At 71.9% G+C, this 19,327-nt stretch carries 17 protein-coding genes; 11 read left to right on the forward strand and 6 right to left on the reverse strand.

Going from position 1 to position 19,327, the window contains the following annotated elements:
• Positions 1–192: 192 nt before the first annotated feature.
• On the forward strand, positions 193–699 hold the full coding sequence (locus ACFYZ4_RS36780; protein WP_351591231.1) for a DinB family protein: 507 nt from the start codon (positions 193–195) through the stop codon (positions 697–699).
• A gap of 45 nt (positions 700–744) precedes the next feature.
• Here ACFYZ4_RS36780 and ACFYZ4_RS36785 read toward each other — a convergent pair whose 3' ends face one another.
• Positions 745–1,773 carry a S66 peptidase family protein gene (locus ACFYZ4_RS36785; protein WP_384352467.1) on the reverse strand — a complete coding sequence of 343 codons (1,029 nt, stop codon included), beginning with the start codon at positions 1,771–1,773 and terminating at the stop codon, positions 745–747.
• 323 nt (positions 1,774–2,096) lie between these two features.
• Between ACFYZ4_RS36785 and ACFYZ4_RS36790 the strand changes: the two genes are divergently transcribed.
• Entirely contained in the window at positions 2,097–2,999 is a 903-nt protein-coding gene (locus ACFYZ4_RS36790) for an ABC transporter substrate-binding protein (RefSeq protein WP_390786031.1), read from the forward strand.
• 16 nt (positions 3,000–3,015) lie between these two features.
• Here ACFYZ4_RS36790 and ACFYZ4_RS36795 read toward each other — a convergent pair whose 3' ends face one another.
• Positions 3,016–4,107: a substrate-binding domain-containing protein gene (locus ACFYZ4_RS36795; protein ID WP_390786032.1), complete on the reverse strand. Its 1,092-nt coding sequence runs from the start codon at positions 4,105–4,107 to the stop codon at positions 3,016–3,018.
• Positions 4,108–4,328: 221 nt separating this feature from the next.
• On the opposite strand from ACFYZ4_RS36795, the gene ACFYZ4_RS36800 reads away from it, so the two are divergent.
• The 4 genes from ACFYZ4_RS36800 to ACFYZ4_RS36815 all read left to right on the forward strand — a co-directional run bounded on the left by ACFYZ4_RS36800 (position 4,329) and on the right by ACFYZ4_RS36815 (position 8,839).
• Positions 4,329–6,140: a beta-galactosidase family protein gene (locus ACFYZ4_RS36800; RefSeq protein WP_390786033.1), complete on the forward strand. Its 1,812-nt coding sequence runs from the start codon at positions 4,329–4,331 to the stop codon at positions 6,138–6,140.
• 91 nt (positions 6,141–6,231) lie between these two features.
• Positions 6,232–6,870, forward strand: coding sequence for a hypothetical protein (locus tag ACFYZ4_RS36805; protein WP_390786034.1), 639 nt, complete (start codon positions 6,232–6,234; stop codon positions 6,868–6,870).
• Positions 6,871–6,914: 44 nt separating this feature from the next.
• Positions 6,915–7,865: an aldo/keto reductase gene (locus ACFYZ4_RS36810; RefSeq protein ID WP_390786035.1), complete on the forward strand. Its 951-nt coding sequence runs from the start codon at positions 6,915–6,917 to the stop codon at positions 7,863–7,865.
• Positions 7,862–8,839 carry a D-2-hydroxyacid dehydrogenase family protein gene (locus ACFYZ4_RS36815; protein WP_390786036.1) on the forward strand — a complete coding sequence of 326 codons (978 nt, stop codon included), beginning with the start codon at positions 7,862–7,864 and terminating at the stop codon, positions 8,837–8,839. The genes ACFYZ4_RS36810 and ACFYZ4_RS36815 overlap by 4 nt, the downstream gene beginning before the upstream one ends.
• A gap of 173 nt (positions 8,840–9,012) precedes the next feature.
• On the opposite strand, the gene ACFYZ4_RS36820 is transcribed toward ACFYZ4_RS36815, so the two are convergent.
• A complete protein-coding gene (locus ACFYZ4_RS36820) occupies positions 9,013–9,876 on the reverse strand; it encodes an ABC transporter permease (RefSeq protein WP_390786037.1) in 864 nt (287 codons plus the stop codon).
• Positions 9,873–12,581 carry an alpha/beta fold hydrolase gene (locus ACFYZ4_RS36825; RefSeq protein WP_390786038.1) on the reverse strand — a complete coding sequence of 903 codons (2,709 nt, stop codon included), beginning with the start codon at positions 12,579–12,581 and terminating at the stop codon, positions 9,873–9,875. Before ACFYZ4_RS36825 ends, ACFYZ4_RS36820 begins: the two co-directional genes overlap by 4 nt.
• Before the next feature lie 152 nt (positions 12,582–12,733).
• On the opposite strand from ACFYZ4_RS36825, the gene ACFYZ4_RS36830 reads away from it, so the two are divergent.
• The 5 genes from ACFYZ4_RS36830 to ACFYZ4_RS36850 all read left to right on the forward strand — a co-directional run bounded on the left by ACFYZ4_RS36830 (position 12,734) and on the right by ACFYZ4_RS36850 (position 16,861).
• The gene (locus tag ACFYZ4_RS36830; RefSeq protein WP_390786039.1) at positions 12,734–14,269 is read left to right on the forward strand and encodes an ATP-dependent DNA ligase; all 1,536 of its coding nucleotides are present in this window, start codon (positions 12,734–12,736) and stop codon (positions 14,267–14,269) included.
• A 139-nt stretch (positions 14,270–14,408) separates the two neighbouring features.
• Entirely contained in the window at positions 14,409–15,041 is a 633-nt protein-coding gene (locus ACFYZ4_RS36835; RefSeq protein ID WP_384352043.1) for a helix-turn-helix domain-containing protein, read from the forward strand.
• Between the two features lie 17 nt (positions 15,042–15,058).
• Entirely contained in the window at positions 15,059–15,232 is a 174-nt protein-coding gene (locus ACFYZ4_RS36840) for a DUF6126 family protein (protein ID WP_390786040.1), read from the forward strand.
• A 70-nt stretch (positions 15,233–15,302) separates the two neighbouring features.
• Complete coding sequence (locus ACFYZ4_RS36845; RefSeq protein WP_390786041.1) at positions 15,303–16,385, forward strand: dihydrodipicolinate reductase; 1,083 nt, start codon at positions 15,303–15,305, stop codon at positions 16,383–16,385.
• Positions 16,382–16,861 carry a carboxymuconolactone decarboxylase family protein gene (locus tag ACFYZ4_RS36850; protein WP_351289404.1) on the forward strand — a complete coding sequence of 160 codons (480 nt, stop codon included), beginning with the start codon at positions 16,382–16,384 and terminating at the stop codon, positions 16,859–16,861. Before ACFYZ4_RS36845 ends, ACFYZ4_RS36850 begins: the two co-directional genes overlap by 4 nt.
• An 82-nt stretch (positions 16,862–16,943) precedes the next feature.
• Here ACFYZ4_RS36850 and ACFYZ4_RS36855 read toward each other — a convergent pair whose 3' ends face one another.
• Together ACFYZ4_RS36855 and ACFYZ4_RS36860 are read right to left on the reverse strand one after the other, a co-directional pair.
• A complete protein-coding gene (locus tag ACFYZ4_RS36855; protein WP_390786042.1) occupies positions 16,944–18,584 on the reverse strand; it encodes a GMC oxidoreductase in 1,641 nt (546 codons plus the stop codon).
• Between the two features lie 87 nt (positions 18,585–18,671).
• Entirely contained in the window at positions 18,672–19,301 is a 630-nt protein-coding gene (locus ACFYZ4_RS36860; RefSeq protein WP_390786043.1) for a DUF6629 family protein, read from the reverse strand.
• Positions 19,302–19,327 lie beyond the last annotated feature (26 nt).

The following is a 19,327-nucleotide window of genomic DNA, read 5'->3' on the forward strand; positions in this document are numbered from 1 at the left end:
ACCGGCGTACGCGGGCTCGAAGGTGCGGGCGGCGGCGAGGAACGTCGAGCGGTCCGTCAAGGCTCAGCCGAGGCGTGCGGCGGCGTACTGAATCTCCATGGCGACCCTTCGGACAAGGAGCCAGGTGGAGCAGGTTGGGCCCGTCGATAAATGCCTCGACAACGGGCGCGGTGATCGGGGACGCTTCGCGCGATGACCAGAATCGACGACACACCGCCCGCGTGGGACGAGCGCACCCAGCTCACCACGTTTCTCGACTACACCCGTGACACCGCCCGCGCCAAGTGCGAAGGCGTCTCGGCGGAGAACGCCCGCAAGGCGCTCTTGCCGGGCTCACCGCTGATGACCATGAGCGGATTGATCAACCACCTCCGCTGGGTCGAGTACTACTGGTTCCAAGTGGTCTTCCTCGGCGAGGAAGACCGGGGCCCCTGGACCGAGGAGGACCCTGACCGCGAGATGCGCATCGCCGTCGACTTCCCGCTCACGCAGTTGCTCGACGAGTACGCCGAACAGAGCGCCCGCTACCGCGAACTGGTCGCCGGGAGCGGCCTGGAAGACCAGGCCAAGCGAGCCGTCCGCAACGGCCTCCACGTCGACCTGCGCTGGATCCTCCTCCACCTCACCGAGGAGACGGCCCGCCACAACGGCCACCTGGACATCCTGCGCGAGCTGCTCGACGGCACGACAGGCGACTAGCGCGTGTCTCCGTGTTCGTGCGCCGGATGCTGTGCTGTCGCCGATTCAGATCAGGGTCTGAGTGAGTTCGCTCCGCGTTGATGTGTGGACCAGGCGGCCGTGCGCCCCGTTGACGATCGGCATGTACGGCGGGACGTGGCCGCATTCCACGTCGGCGATGAGCGGAACGTTCAATGGGCCCAGCGCGTCCAGTACGGCCTGGTGTTGGGACAGAGACGGGGCGTCCGGCGCCGTGGTCCGTCCGATGAGGACCGCCTTCGCCGCGTCGAAGAAGCCGGCCAGCCGCATGCCGTGCAGGTTGCGGCAGATGGTGAAGGCGTCATCGCCGGTGGCCTCCACGTACACCAGCAGGCCGTCCGCAGCCTCGGTCCGTGCGAAGCCGGACACGTCGAGATAAGGGGTCCCGGTGAGGTTGCACAGTGTTTCGATGCACCCCCCGATGAGGCGGCCTTCGACTTCCAGATCCTCGCTTCCGTCCAACCGTGTCCATGTGCCGGAGGCGTCGAGCGTGAGGTCCCGTACCTCGGGCTGGGCGGCGTAGTCGTCCCAGCCAGTCGATCGGTGCCGGCCCGGCGGGATCTGCGTGAACTGGTGCCCCCGTGGTGCGCTGACGATGTCGAGCCACGAGACCAGCCCGTCCGGGGTCCGATAAGGAGTGTCCATCAGGTTGTTGCCGTGAACGGTCGCGGTCCCGGTGAGGAGGGTCAGCGGGGTGATGAGGGTCGAGAGGTCGGAGAACCCCACGAGCCAGGTCGGTTCAGCGGCGCGCAGTTGGTCCCAGTCGAGCAGCGGCAGGAGGTCGATCGCCAGCTCCCCGCCCCAGGGCGGCACGACAGCACCGATTTCGGGATCGGTCAGCAGAGACATCAGTTCGTCCGCGCGCGCGGCGGCGGGAGCACTGACATGTCCCGAGCCGTCCATGCACTTTCCGAGGACCACCTCGAATCCGCGTGCCTCCACATCGCGGATGGCCACGTGGAGGCGCTCGCTGAGCTCCTCGTTGACTCCACTGGAGGGGGAGGTGATTCCGACGCGGTCGCCGGGGCGCAAGGGGCGAGGATATCGAATGGGCATGCGCTGGATTCTGGCACGGCACCATGTCGGCCGGGCAGCGAGTTTCAGCGCATGGCCTCTCGGTCACGTTCGGCCGCAGGCGGGCTTCGCACGCACCGTCGGCGATGGCAGGGACACGCGGCGGCGGCCATACGGCGGTTCTGCTGCGTGTCCTTCGCGTCCCGTCAGAGCCCCTCTGGTACGACGGGCGGAGCCGCCGTGGGTGGTCAGGCGTGGCGCTGAGGTAGACCCGGCTGGTGCGGTCGTCGTCGTATGGCGGGCAGTCGGACCGATGGGCGTGGCTCTTCCGGCGCCCCGTTTGAACGTGCAAGGGAGAAGGAAGCGTGGGCGTGCCAGGGCTATGTGAGAAGGACGCGTACACGGTCGGTTTCGCGCAGGCGGCGAACGAGACCCCCTGGCGCATCGCCCAGACCGCGAGCATGCAGGACGAAGCCGCGAGGGTCGGCTGCCGGCTCGTGTGCACGGATGCGCGCGGCTCGGCGGCCCAGCAGGTCCTGGACGTGAACTCGATGGTTGCGCAGGGAGTTGATCTGATCTTTCTGTCGCCGATCGAGGGGACGTCGATTGTCCCGGCCGTTGGGGACGCCAAGGCTGCCGGTGTTCCTGTCGTCCTGCTCGATCGGAGACTTGACCCGTCCCCGGCAACAGCCGCCGGGGATTGTCTGACCTTCATGGGGTCCGATTTCGTCGAGCAAGGGCGGCGTCTTGCCGAATGGCTGGTGAGGAACGCCGACGGGAAGACCAAGATCATCGAGATTGAGGGGGCCGCGGGCGCCGCACCGGCCGTCGGCCGCAAGAAGGGGTTCGACGAGGCCCTCACAGCCGCTGGAGGGTTCAAGGTTCTCGCCTCGCAGTCGGGGGACTGCGTGCGTGACAAGGGTCGCCGGGTCGCCGAAACCCTCCTCGGGACGCACCCGGACGCCAACGTCGTCTACGCCCACCACGAGGAGATGGCGCTCGGTGCCGTGGCCGCCCTCGACGCCGCCGGCCGCACCCCGGGACTGGACGTCATCGTCCTGTCCGTCGGCGGCGGCAGGGAGATCCTGCAGGCCGTGGCCGACGGCCGGGTGAACGCCGTCGTCGAATGCAACCCCCGGTTCGGACCACTCGCCTTCGAGACGCTGCACAGGTACGCGAACGGCGAGCAGATCGGGCCGTGGGCGAAGCAGGCCGACGGCTTCTTCGACATGGCGAGTGCCGGTGCCGGGATCTCCCACGCGTATTGAGTGAATGCGCCGTTGTTCATGAGCGGATCGTGAGGCGGGGGAGGAGGTCCAGGTGCTGGCGGGGAGCGGTGTCCGGGGACGCGGTGCTCGACAGGCGGTCCAGCAGGAGGGCTGCCGCTCGCGCGCCCACCTCGTGCTTGGCCGGTGCCACCGCCGAGAGGGGGACGTCGGCCATCCCGGCCACCTCGTCGTCGTACGTGATCACCGCCAGGTCCTCCGGTACGCGCACCCCGCGCGCCTGGAGCCGCGGGATCAGCATGATCGCGTCGGTGTCGCTGTGGACCAGGGCGGCGGTGACCCCGCCCGCCGTCACCGCCTCGCAGAGGTAGTCCAGGGTCCGGGCGAACATGTCCGCGTCCGAGAGCGGCCCCGGGCCGGCCGGCGGCCACGGCGGGGCCGGTTCCAGGCCCAGCGCGGACACGGCGGCCTCGTAACCGGCCCGCAGCCGTGCCGTGGTCGGGGTCGCCCGGCTGGCGAGGGCGATCCGCCGGTGCCCCTGCTCCACCAGGTGCTGCACCGCCCGGGCCGCGCCGTGCGCGTGGTCGGAGGCCACCCGGTCCAGTGCGGACGCGGGGTGCCCCGGGGGCGCCCAGCGTTCCACCAGTACGGTCGGAACCGGGAGTTCGGCGGTCCAGGCGCCCTCACCGGGCCCCGGCGACCCGGCCTCCCAGTTCGGTGTCAGCAGCAGCCCGTGCGCGCCCGTGGACAGCAGCCGGTCCGCTTGCGTCCGGTCCTCGCCCTGCAGGTACCGGGTCAGCCCCACGGTCAGCCGGGCCCCGCGCGCCTCCACCGCCTCGCGGGCCCCGCGTACGACATCGGCGTAGTAGTACTCGGTGGTCGGGACCACCATGCCGACCACCAGCCCCTCCGCCGTACCACCCGCGACGGCGGCAGTCGAGGCAGGCGAAGGAGCCCGGCCCGGGTCCACTCGGCTGATCCCCCCGTGCATCCGCTGGATCTCGCCACGCGCCGCCATCGCCTCGATGTCCCGGCGCAGGGTGACGGGGGAGATGCCGAGCTCCCGGGCCAGGTCGGCCACGCGCACGCTGCCGCGTGCCCGGACGAGCTCGAGCACCTGTGCCTGACGCTGGTTCACGTGTCTTCTCAAGGTGTCCCCCTGCGGTCCGCCGGTCCGCCGGAGCGGCTGGTGTCGGCGACATCGTCGTGTCAGTCAGCGACATCATGTCGTGTCAGCGACAGCATAGGGAATCGAATCGATCGATTCGATCGAATCCGATCAACTGGTCATTGACGGCTCGGACGGTGCGTTCATATATTCGGCGGCGTTCCGTACTTCTCGGCATCTCGATCTCTCTCGGGAGTCAGCGCATGCTCACGTACGACCAGGACGGATTTCGACGCGCGGGCCGCCCCCACCGCATCGTCTCGGGCGCCCTGCACTACTTCCGGGTCCACCCGGACCTGTGGGAGGACCGGCTCACGCGCCTGCGCGCCCTGGGTGCCAACACCGTGGACACGTACGTCCCCTGGAACTTCCACGAGACCGCGCCCGGCAAGGCCGACTTCACCGGCTGGCGCGACCTCGGCCGCTTCCTGCGCCTCGCCCAGGACCTCGGCCTCGACGCCGTCGTCCGCCCCGGCCCGTACATCTGCGCCGAGTGGGACTTCGGAGGCCTGCCCGCCCGCCTCCTCGCCGTCGACGGCCTCCACCTGCGCTGCTCCGACCCGCGCTTCGAGGCCGAGGTGGACGGCTGGTTCGACCTCGTCGTCCCGGAGCTGCTGCCGCTGCTCGCGAGCCGCGGCGGCCCCGTCGTCGCCGTGCAGATCGAGAACGAGTACGGCTCGTACGGCAACGACACCCGCTACCGCGCCCACGTGGAACAGGCCCTCGTCGAACGCGGCGTGGACTGCCTGCTGTTCACCGCCGACGGCCCCGAGGACGCCATGCTCCAGGGCGGCATGCTCCCCGGCCGGCTCGCCACCGCCACCTTCGGCGCCCGGCCCGCCGAACGCCTCGACGCGCTCCGCCGCTACCAACGCACCGGCCCGCTCGCCGCCATGGAGTTCTGGATCGGCTGGTTCGACCACTGGGGCGAGGACCACCACGTCCGCGCCGTCGAGGACGCGGCCGCGGCACTCGACGAACTCCTCGCCACCGGCGCCTCCGTCAACCTCTACATGGCCCACGGCGGCACCAACTTCGGCTTCTGGGCCGGCGCCAATCACACCGGATCCCGCCCCGGAGACGCCGGCTACGAGCCCACCGTCACCAGCTACGACTACGACGCACCCATCGGCGAGGCCGGCGAACTCACCCCCAAGTTCCACGCGTTCCGCGAGGTCATCGGCACGTACGTGCCCCTCCCCGACACCCCGCTGCCCGAGCCGCCGCCCCGGATCACCCCGGCCCTCGCCGTGCCCGCGGGCACCGTGGAGCTGCTCGACCGCCTCGACGTCCTCGCCGGGGCCCCGGTCCTGCGCCCCGCCCCCGAGTCCATGGAGCGGCTCGGACAGAGCCACGGCCTGATCCACTACCGCACCGCCGTCACCGGCCCGCGGCCCGCCATGCCCGTCAGGATCGACGGCCTCGGCGACCGCGCGTACGTGTTCGCCGACGGGGTACCCCTCGGCGTCCTCGACCGGAACAGCCCCGACGAGGGGCTCGATCTGGCGGTCGGCGAGGACGGGGTGGTCATCGACGTACTCGTCCGGGCCCAGGGGCGGGTCAACTACGGCCCGCTCCTCGACGACCGCAAGGGCATCTGGCGCGGCGTACGCCACGGCCACCAGCAGCTGTTCGAGTGGGAGATCCGGCCGCTGCCCCTCACCGATCTGACCGGACTCGACTGGCTCGACGAGTCCGGTGACCAGGCCGGAAACCGGCCGGCCGGACGGCCCGCCTTCCACCGCTTCACGCACGCGCTCGCCGAGGGGCACGGGCCGGCCGACGCCTTCCTCGACGTGTCCGGCTGGGGGACCGGTCTGGTCTGGCTGAACGGCTTCCTCCTGGGCCACTACGACACTCCGCGCGGCCCGCAGCGCACCCTCTACGCCCCCGGGCCCCTGTGGCGCCACGGTGAGAACGAGATCGTCGTCCTCGAACTGGAGCGCCCCGGCACCGAACTGCCGCTGCGCGACCAGCCCGACCTCGGCCCCACGACCGTCGTCACGCTCGAGTAATCCCCTCCATGGCCGGGCCGAGGCAACCTGTGCTCGCCGATGCACCTCCTCCCTGACGGAACGGTCAGGCGACATAAGGGGAGTCGGGGACATGAACAGCCGGACGAACAGCCTCACGAACAGCCGCACCAACCAGAAACGCAGGTTCGGCCGCACCGCGCCCGCGGCGGCCGCCGTCGTCGTCGTATGCGCCGCGGCCCTGGCGCTCGGGGCAGCGGCCGCGCCGTCCTGGGCGAGCGGCTGGGCCTCCTCGGAGCAGGTCGGCCGTGCGGGTGAACTCGTACCGGTGATGGCCAAGGACGATCCGCAGCACCAGGCGCGCGTTCCCGAGGGACGGCAGCTGCGCGTGGTCAAGGTGAGCAGCCCGGTCCTGGCGGAGGACTCGGAGGACAACCAGATCGGCTACAACGGCCGGTCCCACCTGGGTTGGGTGCGGATCAAGGCCGACGCGCAGCCGGGTGAGTATCCGCTGTCCGTCACCTTCGACTACGTGAACCCGCTCGACTCGGGTGACACGGCGGGCAGCCGCCCGTACGTGGCCGGTGGCGGCACGATCACCGTCGCGACCGGGGGCGGGGAAGGCGGGGATGGGGAAGGAGCAGGCGGTGTCGCCGGCCGCCCCGAGGTCTGGGCTCTGGGCGGCGCCGCGGTGGCCGCGCTCGCGACACATGGTGTTCACGTCGTACGGCGCCGACGCCGTACCACCGCCGGGCCGGGCCGCCTAGACTGAAATGCAGTTGATCATGTACCCGACGAGTCTGAGGAACGAAACGCATGCGCTATCTCCCCCTGGGCAATTCAGGTCTGCAGGTCTCCGCCGTCGGCCTCGGCTGTAACAACTTCGGTGGCCGGCTCGACGCCCAGGCCACCCGCGCCGTGGTCGACGCCGCCCTGGACGCGGGCATCACCCTCCTCGACACCGCCGACATCTACGGCAACGCCGGCGGCTCCGAGGTCCACCTCGGGCAGGCCCTCAAGGGCCGCCGCGACCAGGTCGTCCTCGCCACCAAGTTCGGCTACGACGGCGTGGACATGAAGTACGGGCCCGCCGCCGGATCCCGCGGTGGCCGCGCCTACATCCGGCGGGCCGTCGAGGAGTCCCTGCGCCGCCTCGACACCGACCACATCGACCTCTTCCAGCTGCACAGCCCCGACCCGGCCGTCCCGATCGCCGAGACCCTGGCCGCGCTCACCGAGCTCGTCGCCGAGGGCAAGGTCCGCTACCTCGGTCACTCCAACCTCTCCGGCTGGCAGCTCGCCGAAGCCGCCCACGTCGCCCGCGAGACCGGCTCGGTCCCCTTCGTGTCGGCGCAGAACGAGTGGTCGCTGCTGGAGCGGTCGGCCGAGCGCGAGCTGGTCCCGGCCGCCCTGCACTACGGTGTCGGCGTGCTCCCGTACTTCCCGCTGGCCAACGGTCTGCTGACCGGCAAGATCCGCCGGGGCGCGCCCGTCCCGGCCGGCTCCCGCCTCGAGGGCCGCGACGCGTACCTCACCGACGAGCGCCTCGACGTGGTCGAAGCTTTGGCCGCGCTCGCCGAGAAGCACGGCCGCACCGTCCTCGAACTCGCCATCGGCTGGCTCTCCGCCCAGCCCGGCTGCGCCTCCGTCATCGCGGGAGCCACCTCCGCCGAGCAGGTGCGTGCCAACGCGGCCGTCGCCGACCGCCCGCTCGACGCGGAGCTGCTCGCCGAGATCGACGCCATCGCCCCGGGCGTCGGCGCGTGACCGGCGGCGGGCGGCGGCCCCTGCGCTGTGCGCTCCTCGACGGCTTCCAGGACGTCGGGCGCACCGCGGCGGACTGGTCGCCGCTCGCCGGCCGTGTCGAAACGGTGAGCTTCACCGACCACACGGACGACGAGGACGTGCTCGCCGGACGGCTGGCCGGCTTCGACATCGTGGTCACCCTGCGCGAACGGGTCCCGTTCCCGGCCTCGCTCCTCGACCGGCTGCCGCGCCTGCGCCTGCTCATCGCGTCCGGCATGCGCAACGCGGTGATCGACTACGCAGCCGCCGCGCGCAACGGCGTGACCGTGTGCGGCACCGGCAGCTCCGCCACCCCGCCCGTGGAGCTGACCTGGGCCCTGCTGCTGGGCCTGGCCCGCGGCCTGGTACGGGAGAACACCGCCCTGCGCGACGGCGGCCCCTGGCAGCAGGGCGTCGGCGCGGACCTGCACGGGCGACGGCTCGGACTGCTCGGCCTCGGCAAGATCGGCAGCCGGGTCGCCCGGGTCGGGCTCGCCTTCGGCATGGAGGTGGTGGCCTGGAGCCCGAACCTCACGGAGGAACGGGCCGAAGAGGTGGGGGTCGGGCTCGCGCCGTCCAAGGAGGAGCTGCTGGCGAGCAGCGACTTCGTCTCCGTCCACCTCGCCCTCGGCGAGCGCAGCCGGGGCCTGATCGGCGCCGCCGAGTTCGCGCTGATGCGGCCGACGGCCTACCTCGTCAACACCTCGCGCGCCGCGATCGTCGACCAGCAGGCGCTCCTCGAAGCCCTGCACGCGGGCCGGATCGCGGGCGCGGGCATCGACGTCTTCGACATCGAGCCGCTGCCGGCCGGGCACCCCCTGCGGAGCGCCCCCCGGCTGCTCGCCACCCCACACCTGGGCTATGTGACACGGTCCAACTACGCCACGTACTACGGCGATGCGGTCGAGGACATCCGGGCGTTCCTCGACGGCTCACCCGTGCGCGTCCTCGGCTGACGGCCGCCACCAGGCCGCCACGTTTCCCCGGGCTCCAGGACCGCGTCGCGCACGTCCTGCCGGCGGCCGATCCGTCCGGCCGCCTCCGGCCACGCCCGAACCTTCGTTCACGCCCGGCCCCCTCATGTCCCCGGCGCCCGACGCACCCCGGGGACAACCGTGTTTCCACGGCCCTAGGACACGATGTCCTTGCGTGAGAATCCCCGGAAGGCAAGGGCGAACAGCACCAAGGCGTACGATACCGACACCACGGTCCCCTTGATCATCCCGCCCCATTCCAGCTGCGGCTGCAAGGCGTCCGCCCACGCGAACTGCCAGTGCGCCGGCAGGAACTCGCGCCAGGATCCGAGCGCGGTCACGGCGTCCAGCACATTGCCGACGATCGTCAGACCGACCGCCCCGCCCACCGCGCCGAGCGGCGCGTCCGTCCGCGTGGACAGCCAGAACGCCAGCCCGGCCGTCACCAGCTGCGACACGAAGACGAAGGCCACCGCCAGCGCGAGCCGCGGCACGGTGTCCGCGGCCGCCAAGGCCCCGCCGGCCGGGAGCTTCAGCGGCCCCCACCCGTACGCGGCCGTGCCCGCCGCCAGCGCCACCAGCGGCAGCAGCACCATCGCGGCCAGGCTGAAGCCCAGCGCCACCACCAGCTTGCTCCACAGCAGCCGCATCCGCGGTACCGGCGAGGCCAGCAGGTAGCGCAGCGAGGACCAGCTCGCCTCCGAGGCCACCGTGTCCCCGCAGAACAGTGCCACCGGCACCACCAGCAGGAACCCGGCCGAGACGAACAGACAGGTCGCGGCGAAGTTCGCGCCCGAGGCCGTGGCCGTGTCGATCAGGGTGACCCGGCCGTTCCCGCCGTCCCGGCTGCCCGGACCGCCGCCGACCGCGAACGCGATCATCAGGATGAACGGCAGCCCGGCCAGCACCCCGCCCATCACCAGCGTCCGCCGCCGGCGCCACTGCCGCAGCGCCTCCACGCGCAGTGGCAGCGTACGGCTCGCCCGGTAGCCCGGGGCCACCTCCTGTACGGCGCTCACGCCGGACCTCCGATCAGGGTGAGGAACGCGTCCTCCAGTCGCCGGTGCGGTCCCACTCCGGTGACCGGCACCTCCAGCCGTACGAGTTCGGCGATCAGCCCCGCGGCCGTCGCGCCGTCGAGCCGCACGAGCAGCCCGTCGTCGGCAGTCACCACGGAACCCACTCCCTCCAGCGCCGCCACCTTCTCGAGGCCCACCGCGTCCACCGGCTCCGCCAGCGTCACGAGCAGCGTGTCCCCGCCACCGGTGATTTCGGCGACCTCGCCCGCCGCGACGCGCCGGCCGCGGTCCATGACCACCAGGTGCGTACAGGACTGCTCCACCTCGGACAGCAGGTGGCTGGAGACGATGACCGTCCGCCCGCCGGCGGCGTAGCGGATCATCACGTCCCGCATCTCCCGGATCTGTGGCGGGTCCAGACCGTTGGTCGGCTCGTCCAGGATCAGCAGGTCCGGCATGCCGAGCATGGCCTGCGCGATCGCGAGGCGCTGGCGCATGCCCTGCGAGTACGTGCGCACCGCGCGCTCCAGCGCGTCGCCCAGTCCCGCGATCTCCAGCGCCTCCGCCATGTGCGAGTCCTCGGGCGGGCGGCCGGTGGCCTGCCAGTACAGCTCCAGGTTGGCGCGGCCCGTCAGATGCGGCAGGAATCCGGCGCCCTCCACGAACGCCCCGACCCGCGACAGCACCGGCGCGCCGGCCCGTACCGCGTGCCCGAACACCCGGATCTCCCCGGCGTCCGGCGAGATCAGCCCCATCAGCATGCGCAGGGTGGTGGTCTTGCCGGCGCCGTTGGGCCCGAGCAGCCCCAGCACCTGGCCCTTCTCCACCCGGAACGATAGGTCCCGCACCGCGTACCGGTCCTGCGCCTTCGCGTACCGCTTCGTCAGTCCGGTGATCTCCAGGGGTACGTCGGCCAGCGCGGGGTCCGGCTGCGCCGGTCCGGGCCGGGTCCCCGCGGCCCCCCGGCCGGTCCTGCGGATCCCGAGCAGCGCGGCGGCCAGCGCCACCGCGCCGAGCGGCAGCCACCAGATCCAGGCGGGCAGCCCGGTCGCGGCCGTCCGCACCCCGGTCGCGACGGGCACGGCCAGCGGGCCCTCCATCGAGACGGTGTAGGCGGCGGGTGCGGCCGGGGTGGCGTAGCCGAGGTCGGTGGCGGCGACCACCAGTCGCAGCCGGTGCCCGGCCGCGGCGGAGTGGTCGATCGCGGGCAGTGTCAGCCGCACGCTCACACCCTGCTGCGCGTTCTCCACCCGCACCGGGGCGACCAGCTGATTGGGCAGCACCTGCTGCTGCCCGTCGGGCCCCACGTCGTACACCTTGCCGAACAGTACGGCCGATCCGTCGGCAGCTGTCGACCTCACGTTCAGGGTTACAGTCGGCGTCCCGGTGATCCGTACGTCCTCGGTCAGCGGAGCCGACTCGAACCGGGCGTTCTGCCCGGGGAAGTCCAGGGAGAAGCCGGCCCCGAAGGCCGCGAGCTGCCCGCCGATACCGGGCAGCGAGGACAGGGCCGGAGGCGCTCCACCCGCCGGATTGGCGAAGGTCTGCTCGCGTCCCGTCAGGGCGAACTGCCGCGGGCCGGAAACCAGCCCGGGGTACGCGTCGCCGCTCGCGCCGCGCAGGGTGACCTCGCCGTCGGTGGAATCGATGCCGCCGGAGCGGGTGACCCGGAAGGCCGGGCCGGTGTCCGCGGCCCCTTCCCCCTTCAGGTGGCGGTCGAACCAGGCCGCCACCCGGTCCTCGACCCGGTCCGCCTCGCGCATGCCGCCGTCGTGCCCGCCGGCCGCCCAGTCCACCGAGACGGGTGCCCCGTTCGCGGCGATGGCCCGGGCCATCGCGTCGGCCTGGTCAAGCGGGAAGAGGGAGTCGTCCTGGCCCTGCACGATGAGGGTCGGCACCTTGATCCGGTCGCCGACGGCCGACGGGCTCCGCCGCTCCAGCAGGGCGCGCGCCTCGGGGTCGGGCTTCCCGGCCACCGCGACGCGTTCGTACATCGCGCACAGCTCGGGCTGGAAGCGTCCGCAGCCGGGAGCGGCCGACGGGTCCGGCCGCCCGGGTCGGGCCTGCTGCAACCCGCCGGACGAGCCGGTGGTGAAGAAGATGCCGGACCACAGCTTCTTGAAGACGCCGTTCGGGAAGAGGGAGTCCGCGAGGTTCCAGTACGTGATCTGCGGAGCGATCGCGTCCACCCGCCGGTCGTACCCGGCGGCGAGCAGCGAGATCGCCCCGCCGTACGAGGCCCCGGACACGCCGACGCGCGGATCGCCGTCCGCGTCGAGCCGTACCTCGGGCCGGGCCGCGAGCCAGTCGATGAGCCGGGAGACGTCCTTGACCTCGTGCTCGGGGTCGTTCAGGCCGATCTGTCCCTCGGAACGGCCGAAGCCGCGTGCCGACCAGGTCATGACGGCGTACCCGTCCCGGGCGAGGCGCTCGGCCTGCTCGCGGACATCGTCCTTGCTGCCGCCGAAACCGTGCCCGAGGAGAACGGCGGGACGTTTTTCCGCACCGCCGCCCGCGCCCGCGGTGAAAAAGGAGGTGTCGATCCCGGCACCGGGCATGGACAGGACCTGGTCCTCGCGGTGCACGGGGGGCGCGTCGTCGGACGCGAACGCGGCCGTCCACGTACCGGCGCCCGCCACGACGGCGAGCGCGGCGGCGCCCGCGAGGAGGCGGTCTCGGCGGCGCCGGGGCATTCGGAGCTTCATATGGGAACCCTAAAGGGCCGGTACCCGCGCTCCGAGCACCCACAGGCGGAACCCCAGACCTTCTCAAGGACCACGCCGGGCCCCGGACGTACCGCACCTGCGGTATGCGCGGCCGACCTGCGCGGTACGAACGGGGGCGGGAGGATGGCCGCATGCTGCTGGCCGACGTCGCACGCGTGTCCCGGGAGGTCGCCGAGACCTCCGCCCGGTCCCGCAAGACCGCGCTGCTCGCGGAGCTCTTCGCGGCCGCTCCGCCCGAGGAGGCCAGCCTGGTCATCTCCTACCTCTCCGGGCGCCTCCCGCAGGGCCGCCCGGGCATCGGCTGGCGCGCCCTCGCCCAGGAGATCGAACCGGCGGCCGACCCCGCCCTGACCGTCCGGGACGTCGACACCGCGGTCGGCGAACTGGCGACGGTGTCGGGCGCCGGCTCCGTGGAGCGGCGCGGCCGGATCCTCGCCGACCTGCTGGGCCGGGCCACTGCGGCCGAGCAGGCGTTCCTGCGCAGCCTGCTGTCCGGCGAGGTACGCCAGGGGGCGCTGGACGCGGTGGCCCTGGAGGGCGTGGCCGCGGCCGCCGGAGTGCCGGCCGCCGCACTGCGCCGGGCGGTCATGCTGGACGGCTCGCTGCCCCGGGTGGCGGTGGCCGTCCTGGCCGAGGGCGAGGAGGCCCTGCGCACGGTCACGCTGCGCGTGGGGCAGCCCGTACAGCCGATGCTGGCGGGCACGGCGAAGTCGGTCGCCGAGGCGCTGGCGGTGCTCGGGCCGTGCGCGGTGGAGGAGAAGCTGGACGGGATCCGGGTCCAGGTCCACCGCGAGGGCGACGACGTACGGATCTTCACGCGCTCCCCGGACGAGATCACCGGGCGGCTCCCGGAGGTGGCGGAACTGGCCCGGTCCCTGCCGGGCGAGCGGTTCATCCTCGACGGGGAGGTCATCGGCCGTGCGGCGGACGGCCGCCCCGTCCCCTTCCAGGAGATCGCGAGCCGGGTCGGCTCCCGCGTCGACGTCGAGGCCGCACGGCGGACGCTCCCGGTCGTCCCCTGTTTCTTCGACGTGCTGGCCGCCGGTGAGGACGTCCTCCTCGACCTCCCGGTCCGGGAGCGGTACCAGGCCCTGGCCGCCCTCGTGCCCGAGAGCGCCCGGGTCCGGCGCCTCGTTGTGGAGGATCCGGGGGCGCAGGCGGCCGAGGCCGAGGAGTTCTGGGCCGAGACCCTGCGCCGCGGCCACGAGGGGGTCGTCGTCAAGGCACTGGACTCGGCCTACGCGGCCGGCCGCCGCGGCAAGCACTGGCTGAAGGTGAAACCGGTGCACACCCTGGACCTGGTGGTCCTCGCCGCCGAATGGGGCCACGGGCGGCGCACCGGACTGCTCTCGAACCTGCACCTGGGGGCGCGGGCCGCCGACGGCACCTACGCCATGCTCGGCAAGACCTTCAAAGGGCTCACCGACGAGATGCTGCGCTGGCAGACCGGGGCGCTGCGCGCGCTCGCCACCTCCGACGACGGCTTCACCGTGCGGGTGCGGCCCGAACTGGTGGTGGAGATCGCCTACGACGGGCTGCAGCGCTCCCCGCGCTACCCGGCCGGGGTGGCATTGCGGTTCGCGCGGGTGCTGAGGCACCGCCCGGACAAGGAAGCGGAGCAGGCCGATACGGTGGAGACGGTGCTCGGCGAGGGAAGCGGACCCTGATCGGCGGCTGAGGGCCGCAGGACCCGGGCAGCCGAGGCCTGGGCAGTCGAGGTCCGGGCAGTCGAGGCCCTGGAGCCGAGGATTTGCCTCAGAGGCAAGGCGGATTGCCAGAAAGGCAAAGCTCTGGCTCAATCAGGGCATGAACCCCGGTCCCGCCCCCGGCCCCGAAGACGCGGCCGACGAGCTGCCCGCAGTGGCGCCGCAACTGCGCGAACTGCGCCGCCGCGCCGGACTCACCCTGGAGGCTGCCGCCGCCCGGGCCCGGCTCTCGCCCGCCCACCTGTCCCGCCTGGAGACCGGCCGGCGCCAGCCCTCGCTGCCGCTCCTGCTCGGGCTCGCCCGCACCTACGGTACGACGGTCTCCGAGCTGCTCGGCGAGACCCCGGCCGTCGCCGATCCCATCGTACGGGCCGGCGGTCCCGGCGCCCGCGAGGCCGACGGATGGACGTACTGGCAGGCGGGCGGCTCCGGCCGCGGCATGCAGGCCCTGCGCGTGCACGTCCCGCACGGCCGCAGCCAGGGCGAGCTGGTCCGCGTACATCCCGGCGAGGAATGGCTGTACGTCCTGGACGGACGGCTGCGGCTGTACCTGGGGGAGGCCGAGCACCTGCTGGAGCCGGGGGACAGCGCGCACTTCGACTCGCTCACCCCGCACCGGATCGGCGCGGCCTCCTCCGGGGGCGCCGACCTGCTGTTCGTCCACACCCTGCTGCAGAGCAGCCTCGCCGGGCTGTGCCTCGGCGGCACGACCACCACCACGCACCACCGATAGCGGAGGAGCCGTACCCCATGTCCCAAGCCGAGAAGCCCGCGACCACGGCCGCGCCCACGAGCGTCCGGGACCGCTTCGAGTCCAAGTTCCCGCGCGGTCTGATCATCCGGCTGATCGCCTACCTGTTCGTCGGCCACCTCTTCGCGTTCTTCGTCTACCTCCTCTTCGTCCTGGGTGGCCAGAACCAGTAACCCGGCGGGGCGGACGAGTTCGGGCCGCGCGGCTCTGGCAACGTGAGGGCCCTGTGGCTACCCTCCGCGCATGATTTCCACGGTTGTCTGGGGTACCGGCAACGTCGGCCGTCTGGCCATCCGCGCCGTCGAGGCCCATCCCGCGCTGAAACTCTCCGCCGTCATCGTCCACAATCCAGCCAAGGTCGGCCGCGACGCGGGCGAACTCGGCGGCCTCGACCACCTGTTGGGGGTCGAGGCCACCGACGACATCGAAGCCGTCCTGGCCGCCCGCCCCCGGGCCGTGGTGTACGCCGCGTCCGGGGACGTCCGGCCCGACGAGGCCCTCGCCGACATCACCCGGGCCATCCGGTCCGGCGCCGTCGTCGTCAGCCCCGCCCTCTATCCGCTCTACGACCACCGCAGCGCCCCGCCGGAGTTCCGCGATCCGGTGCTCGCCGCCATCGCGGAGGGCGGCGGCTCGCTCTTCGCCTCCGGAGTCGACCCCGGCTGGGGCAACGACGTGCTCCCGCTCCTGCTCAGCGGGCTCGGCACCACCATCGACGTCATCCGCTGCCAGGAGATCTTCGACTACTCCACCTACGACCAGCCGGACTCCGTCCGCCACCTCATCGGCATGGGCCACCCCATGGACTACGAGCCGATGATGCTCATGCCCTCGATCCCGACCATGGTGTGGGGCGGGCAGATACGGATGATGGCCCGGGCCCTCGGCGTCGAACTCGACGAGATCCGCGAGACGTCGGAGCGCCGCGCCCTCGACACCACCGTGACTACCCGGACCATGGGCGAGTTCGGGGCCGGCACCCAGGGTGCGATCCGCTTCGAGGTACAGGGCATCGTCGAGGGCGAGCCCCGCATCGTCATCGAGCACGTCACCCGCATCCACGCCTCCTGCGCACCGGACTGGCCCACGCCCCCCGACGGCGGCGACGGCGCCCACCGGGTCGTCATCGAGGGCCGGCCGCGCATCGAGGTCACCATCGAGGCCACCGACGAGGGTGAGAACCGCTCGGTCGGCGGCAACGCCACCGCCGTCGGCCGCCTCGTCAGTGCCATCGACTGGCTCACCGAGGCGGAGCCCGGACTCTACGACGCCCTCGACATCCCGCTGCGCCCCGCCACCGGCAGACTCGGAAGGAAAAAGTCATGAGGATCGACATCCCCGAAGGCCAGCACCCGATCGAGTACGTGTGGGGCGACATGGTCCCCGGCATCGGCATGGCCGCCGCGAACTTCTCCCTGTCCGTGTACGCCCACACCACCCTGGGCCTGCGCGAGTTCGAGGCGGCCCGGCTGCGCGTCGCGCAGATCAACGGGTGCGTCTTCTGCCTCGACTGGCGCACGGAGCGGGACGGGGAGAAGGTCGAGGAGGAGTTCTCCGAGGCCGTCACCGAGTGGCGCACCACCGACCGCTTCGACGAGCGCACCCGGCTGGCGGCGGAGTACGCCGAGCGGTACACCCTGGACCACCACGGCCTCGACGACGCGTTCTGGGACCGGATGACCGCGCGCTACAGCCAGTTGGAGATCGTGGAGCTGACCATGAGCATCGGGTCCTGGCTGGCCTTCGGCCGGCTCAACCACGTGCTCGGCCTCGACAGCGTGTGCGTACTGCCCGGCCACTGAGCGGGGCGGAGCGCGACGGGGAATGAAAAGGGGCCGTTCGGTGAATCCGAACGGCCCCGGCCGCTGGGGGGAGGACGCGGCCCTACGGGAGGTCGGTTGCGATGATCTTCTCTATGTTGCGCTCGGCGAGTGCCGTGATGGTGACGAACGGGTTGACGCTGGCGTTTCCGGGGATCAGCGCTCCGTCGATCACGTACAGGCCGGTGTAGCCGTGCAGGCGGCCGTAGTTGTCGGTGGCCTTGTTCAGGACGGCGCCACCGAGCGGGTGGTAGGTGAGGGTGTCGTTCCAGATCTTGTTGCCGCCGAACAGGTCGGTCCGGTAGATCGTCCCCTCCTTCGAGTTGATCTTGTCGAAGATGGTCTTGGCCATGCCGATGGACGGCTGCTTCCAGGCGGTCTGCCAGCTCAGGTCGGCCTTGCCCGTCGCGGCGTTCCAGGTGAACTCGGCGCGGTTCGGGTTCTTCGTGATCGACAGGTAGAAGGAGGCGTAGGTCTCGATCCCGGTGGGGAGCGGTGCGACCTCGGCGAAGGCGCCGCCGGCGTCCCAGTTGTCGATGCCGGAACAGGGGATGGTCGACTGGAGCTTGCCGGTCGGGTCCCACAGGTGGTTGGCGCGGCCGCACATGACGTTGCCGTTCTCGCCCCAGCCCTTGCCGACCTCGCTGTTGAGGTTCGGCAGCGCTCCGGTGGCTTTCAGCTTGACCAGGAGCTTGCTGGTGCCGACGCTGCCGGCCGCGAAGAACACCCGGTCCGCGGTCACCGTCTTGGTGGCCACGGTGTCGCCGGTGGTGTTGATCTGGTCGATGGTGACCGTGTAGCCGCCGCCCGCGGCGGGGGAGACCGAAGTGACCTTGTGCAGCGCCGAGATGGTGACCTTTCCGGTCGCCCTGGCCTGCGCGAGGTACGTCTGCACCAGCGACTTCTTGCCGTGGTTGTTGCCGTAGAGGATCTCGCCGGCCAGGGCGGACTTGGTGGCGGTGCCGGCGGCCTCCTGCTTCATGTAGTCCCAGTCGTACACGTCGGGTACGAAGGTCCAGGCGAATCCGGAGCGCTGGGCGTGCTTGCGGCCGACGCGGGAGAACTGGTAGCAGTCCGCGGTGTCGAACCACGCCGGGTCGATCATGCCCACCCCGAGACCGGCGTTGGCCCGGGGGTAGTAGGTCGCGTACATCTCGTCGGCGTCCACCGACGGGAGGACGGCGGCGAAGTTGGCGCGCTTGGGCGTGACCGCCATGCCGCCGTTGACCAGCGAACCGCCGCCGACGCCGCGGCCCTGGTAGACCGTGATGCCGGCGAAGTCCTCGGCGTCGAGGATTCCCGTGTACTTGGGGACGTCCTTGTCGATCGGGAAGCCGAGGAAGTTGCTGAGCGGTGCCTTGGTCCGGGTGCGGAGCCAGAAGGACCGGTAGTCCGGAGTGGTCACCTTCGGGAAGATCTTCCCGTCCGAGCCCGGGGTGTCCCAGGACATGCCCATCTCGATCATCTGCACGTCCACGCCGGCCTGCGCGAGGCGCAGCGCCGCGACGGAGCCGCCGTAACCGGTGCCGATGACCAGGGCCGGTACGCGGGCGCCGTCGGCGATCGGGGCGGCCGCGGGAGCGGCCTGGGCCGGGGTGATGTGGCCCGCCAGGGCCACGGCTCCCAAAATAGAACCTGTTCTACCGATGAATCCACGACGGGAAATTCCCCTGGAGCTATTTCCGGGCAGGGTTTTGTCACCCATGTGACGTTCCTCACTCTCGGTGGAATAGGAACGAGTTCTACTGCCGGGTGCATGTGAAGTCACTACATACGTCTAGGTAACTTTCGGTCAGCGTGTGGCGGAGGGGAGAGGTTCCCGGCGCCGTACCCAGCCCAGGACGAGCACGGACGCGACCGCGGCGAAGGCGCACCAGGTGGAGGCGAATTCCAGCCGCCACAGCGCTGAGCAGGCCAGCGCCCCGGCGGCCAGCACCACGCCGAGCGTCCGCAGCCGCCGGTCCCCGGCGAGCAGCAGGGCGCCGAGGGTGGCGAACAGGTAGCCCGTCAGGACGAGCGGCATCCACGGAACATTCACGCCGTAGCCGATGGTGCGGCCCCGGATCTCGGCCGTCACCGGCCGGGTCGCGAGGCAGTACACGAGCACCGCGGCGGTGGCGAGACCCACGGCCACCGGCCCCCACAGGCGGCGCCGCGTCCCGGGCGCGGCCGCGAGCAGCACCCCCACCGGCACCCAGACCGGCAGCAGCGGCAGGGCGATCACGGCCCAGGCCGTGGTCGCCGCGGAGCAGCCGCCACCGGAACTCCAGACGGCGGCCTCCACCAGCTGGTGCGCGCCCAGCAGCAGCGGCAGCGCGGCGATCGGCAGATCGCGGGCCCGCCGCACGCGCGCCACGCACACGACTCCGACGGCGGCGATGACCGTGCCCGCCACCAGATCGGCCGTCGCGCTCCAGCACACGGGGATCAGCCGGACCCGACCCGGAA

It is taken from the genome of Streptomyces sp. NPDC001513 (genome assembly GCF_042894695.1).
GTDB lineage: Bacteria > Actinomycetota > Actinomycetes > Streptomycetales > Streptomycetaceae > Streptomyces.

Excerpts from the sequence above, each read along its gene's own strand:
- ACFYZ4_RS36845 (WP_390786041.1), top strand. The coding sequence starts at position 15,303 with ATGATTTCCACGGTTGTCTGGGGTACCGGCAACGTCGGCCGTCTGGCC.
- ACFYZ4_RS36800 (WP_390786033.1), top strand. The coding sequence starts at position 4,329 with ATGCTCACGTACGACCAGGACGGATTTCGACGCGCGGGCCGCCCCCAC.
- ACFYZ4_RS36840 (WP_390786040.1), top strand. The coding sequence starts at position 15,059 with ATGTCCCAAGCCGAGAAGCCCGCGACCACGGCCGCGCCCACGAGCGTC.
- ACFYZ4_RS36785 (WP_384352467.1), bottom strand. The coding sequence starts at position 1,773 with ATGCCCATTCGATATCCTCGCCCCTTGCGCCCCGGCGACCGCGTCGGA.
- ACFYZ4_RS36805 (WP_390786034.1), top strand. The coding sequence starts at position 6,232 with ATGAACAGCCGGACGAACAGCCTCACGAACAGCCGCACCAACCAGAAA.
- ACFYZ4_RS36780 (WP_351591231.1), top strand. The coding sequence starts at position 193 with ATGACCAGAATCGACGACACACCGCCCGCGTGGGACGAGCGCACCCAG.
- ACFYZ4_RS36830 (WP_390786039.1), top strand. The coding sequence starts at position 12,734 with ATGCTGCTGGCCGACGTCGCACGCGTGTCCCGGGAGGTCGCCGAGACC.
- ACFYZ4_RS36810 (WP_390786035.1), top strand. The coding sequence starts at position 6,915 with ATGCGCTATCTCCCCCTGGGCAATTCAGGTCTGCAGGTCTCCGCCGTC.
- ACFYZ4_RS36850 (WP_351289404.1), top strand. The coding sequence starts at position 16,382 with ATGAGGATCGACATCCCCGAAGGCCAGCACCCGATCGAGTACGTGTGG.
- ACFYZ4_RS36855 (WP_390786042.1), bottom strand. The coding sequence starts at position 18,584 with ATGGGTGACAAAACCCTGCCCGGAAATAGCTCCAGGGGAATTTCCCGT.
- ACFYZ4_RS36825 (WP_390786038.1), bottom strand. The coding sequence starts at position 12,581 with ATGAAGCTCCGAATGCCCCGGCGCCGCCGAGACCGCCTCCTCGCGGGC.
- ACFYZ4_RS36835 (WP_384352043.1), top strand. The coding sequence starts at position 14,409 with ATGAACCCCGGTCCCGCCCCCGGCCCCGAAGACGCGGCCGACGAGCTG.